This is a genomic window from Clostridium thailandense (assembly GCF_019207025.1).
Taxonomy (GTDB): Bacteria; Bacillota; Clostridia; order Clostridiales; family Clostridiaceae; genus Clostridium_AM; species Clostridium_AM thailandense.
The window spans coordinates 1-2,227 of record NZ_JAEEGC010000179.1 but is presented as its reverse complement, the minus strand read 5'-3'; the positions used below and the strand labels follow the sequence as shown (position 1 = coordinate 2,227).

Sequence of the window (2,227 nt, the reverse complement as noted above, 5' to 3'; positions counted from 1 at the left end):
CTTTTTATTATACTGTCATTTCTTTTTTATATAGATAGTAGGCGTGAAATAAAGAATCTTTTATCATTTTTGCCATATTAAAAACTAAGCTTAGTCTTATGTTATTATTGTTAAATATTTCATCATTGTCATTGGTATCAACTATACCTATTATAGAGGTTTCACCTACATTGGGAAGTGATTTTCCAACTCCTTTTCCAGGGTGTACAGGGTAATCTCTTGCTTGAATTTCTCCTATGCTTTCGGAATCGCCCAAACAAGCATCAATACCTATTATTGGATTGTTTGGATGAGTCAGTTTAATCTCAGTAAGCTTTTTATCAATATTTAAAGCATGTATTGGTTCAGAAACTGTACCATATATAGGTAGTGGAAAATTAGAATCTTTAAGTAGAGTTCCTACTAGAGGACCAAGACAATCACCTATACATCTATCTGTGCCAATACATACTATGACTGTATTCTCATGGATATAATTCTTTAAAAAATAAGCAATATCATAATATGATAGGGGATTTTTATAATTAGCCTTTACTTTGTACAATAGACACACCTCCTTAGTAATTTATATGAAATTATTTTGAAAAATATTAAGAAAAAGGAATAAAAAATCAAAAAAAAGAGATAATAATATAGGTGCAAGGAGGGCGTACATATGAAAAAGATAATACTATCACTTATAGCAATTGTATTTACGGCTGTTTGTGTTGTTATAATGTTGTTTTCAGATAGAATGAATGAAAATCAAAAGCCAGTTAATAACAAAGTTCAGGTAATGGATACAAAGAAAAATTCAGAAGTAATAAAACAGAGTACTAATGATTTAAAACAAGGAACTAGTGAAGAAAAAAATAAAAATATAAGTGAAAATAAGGATATAAATTATAATACTGAAAAAAAAACTTATATTGCAACTGATACATATAAAAAAATGAAAATGAATGAGATAAATGGTGAAATAGAGCATGACAAGAAGGTATTTTTTGAAGAGAATAATAAAACCAATGATGCAAAAAAGAAAACAATTAAGAATAATGATAAAACAGAAGATTTAAAGGATAATGATGCAGAGAGAAGTGAAGATGCCAATAGTAGCCAATCGAAAGAGAGCATTCCTGTATTTAAAGTTTCAAAGTTAAAAATAAAGGATAGTTTGACTTTAGCAGATAAAGAAAAATTGCTGTCTGTTGCAGCAAAGTTATCAGCTATTGATTATGAAAAAATTAATAAGTATCTTGAAAATGGCAGTGATGAAGACATAAGAAATACCATAAAATTATTAAAAAGTAGATTATCTGATAAAGATTATGAAAAAGTTAAAGCAGTAGCAGAAAAGTTTATAAATATGGATGCAGTAGAACAATAAAAATAAGTGTTATATTTAAGAAACAGAGATGTAGTTTTATAATTTTAGATACATGTTCACTTGTATTTAGAGAATTCTGAAATACAAGTGAACATTTTAATTTCAAAGTCTAAGAGGACACATTTTAGGGTTGAATTACCTGAAGAAAAATTATAGATATAGTTGATATTTGAAATCGAATTATGGAGCAAAAAAGAGTATATGATAGAAAAGGAGATTATGATTGGTATAAATTGATGAAAACAGCTATAATTAGATTTGAAAATAATATAATAACAATGTATACTAATCCATGTTGAAGCGGTTAGTAACTGCGAGATACAAAGAATAAGTGCGCTGGCATAGCTCAGCAGGTAGAGCAACTGACTTGTAATCAGTAGGTCGCGAGTTCGATTCTTGCTGCCAGCACCAAATATGGAGGAATTCCCGAGTGGCCAAAGGGGGCAGACTGTAAATCTGTTGTCAGTGACTTCGATGGTTCGAATCCATCTTCCTCCACCATAATAGATGGGCGCATAGCTCAGCTGGGAGAGCATCTGCCTTACAAGCAGAGGGTCACAGGTTCGAGCCCTGTTGTGCCCACCATTTAAAATTAAAAAAAGTAAGTGCGCTGGCATAGCTCAGCAGGTAGAGCAACTGACTTGTAATCAGTAGGTCGCGAGTTCGATTCTTGCTGCCAGCACCAAATACGGAGGAATTCCCGAGTGGCCAAAGGGGGCAGACTGTAAATCTGTTGTCAGTGACTTCGATGGTTCGAATCCATCTTCCTCCACCACGATAAAACACTTTTAAGAGTGTTTTATTTTTTTATGTAGATAAAAAAACAATTGGCGCATTGGTAAAATAATACGACGCAAAATT

General features: G+C 31.7%; 2 protein-coding genes and 5 tRNA genes. 6 read left to right on the top strand and 1 reads right to left on the bottom strand.

The features are described 5' to 3' along the window. Positions 1 to 7: 7 nt before the first annotated feature. Positions 8 to 544: a spore protease YyaC gene (gene yyaC / locus I6U48_RS26700; RefSeq protein WP_218323557.1), complete on the bottom strand. Its 537-nt coding sequence runs from the start codon at positions 542 to 544 to the stop codon at positions 8 to 10. Positions 545 to 655: 111 nt separating this feature from the next. On the opposite strand from yyaC, the gene I6U48_RS26695 reads away from it, so the two are divergent. The 6 genes from I6U48_RS26695 (at position 656) to I6U48_RS26670 (ending at position 2,141) form a co-directional block, all read left to right on the top strand. Then, positions 656 to 1,366: a hypothetical protein gene (locus I6U48_RS26695; protein WP_218323556.1), complete on the top strand. Its 711-nt coding sequence runs from the start codon at positions 656 to 658 to the stop codon at positions 1,364 to 1,366. A 335-nt stretch (positions 1,367 to 1,701) separates the two neighbouring features. Next, positions 1,702 to 1,777, top strand: a tRNA-Thr gene (locus I6U48_RS26690). Positions 1,778 to 1,782: 5 nt separating this feature from the next. Further along, positions 1,783 to 1,867, top strand: a tRNA-Tyr gene (locus I6U48_RS26685). An 8-nt stretch (positions 1,868 to 1,875) separates the two neighbouring features. Further along, positions 1,876 to 1,951 (top strand) — tRNA-Val (locus I6U48_RS26680). A gap of 24 nt (positions 1,952 to 1,975) precedes the next feature. Next, positions 1,976 to 2,051, top strand: a tRNA-Thr gene (locus I6U48_RS26675). Positions 2,052 to 2,056: 5 nt separating this feature from the next. Further along, positions 2,057 to 2,141: transfer RNA gene (locus tag I6U48_RS26670), tRNA-Tyr, on the top strand. Positions 2,142 to 2,227 lie beyond the last annotated feature (86 nt).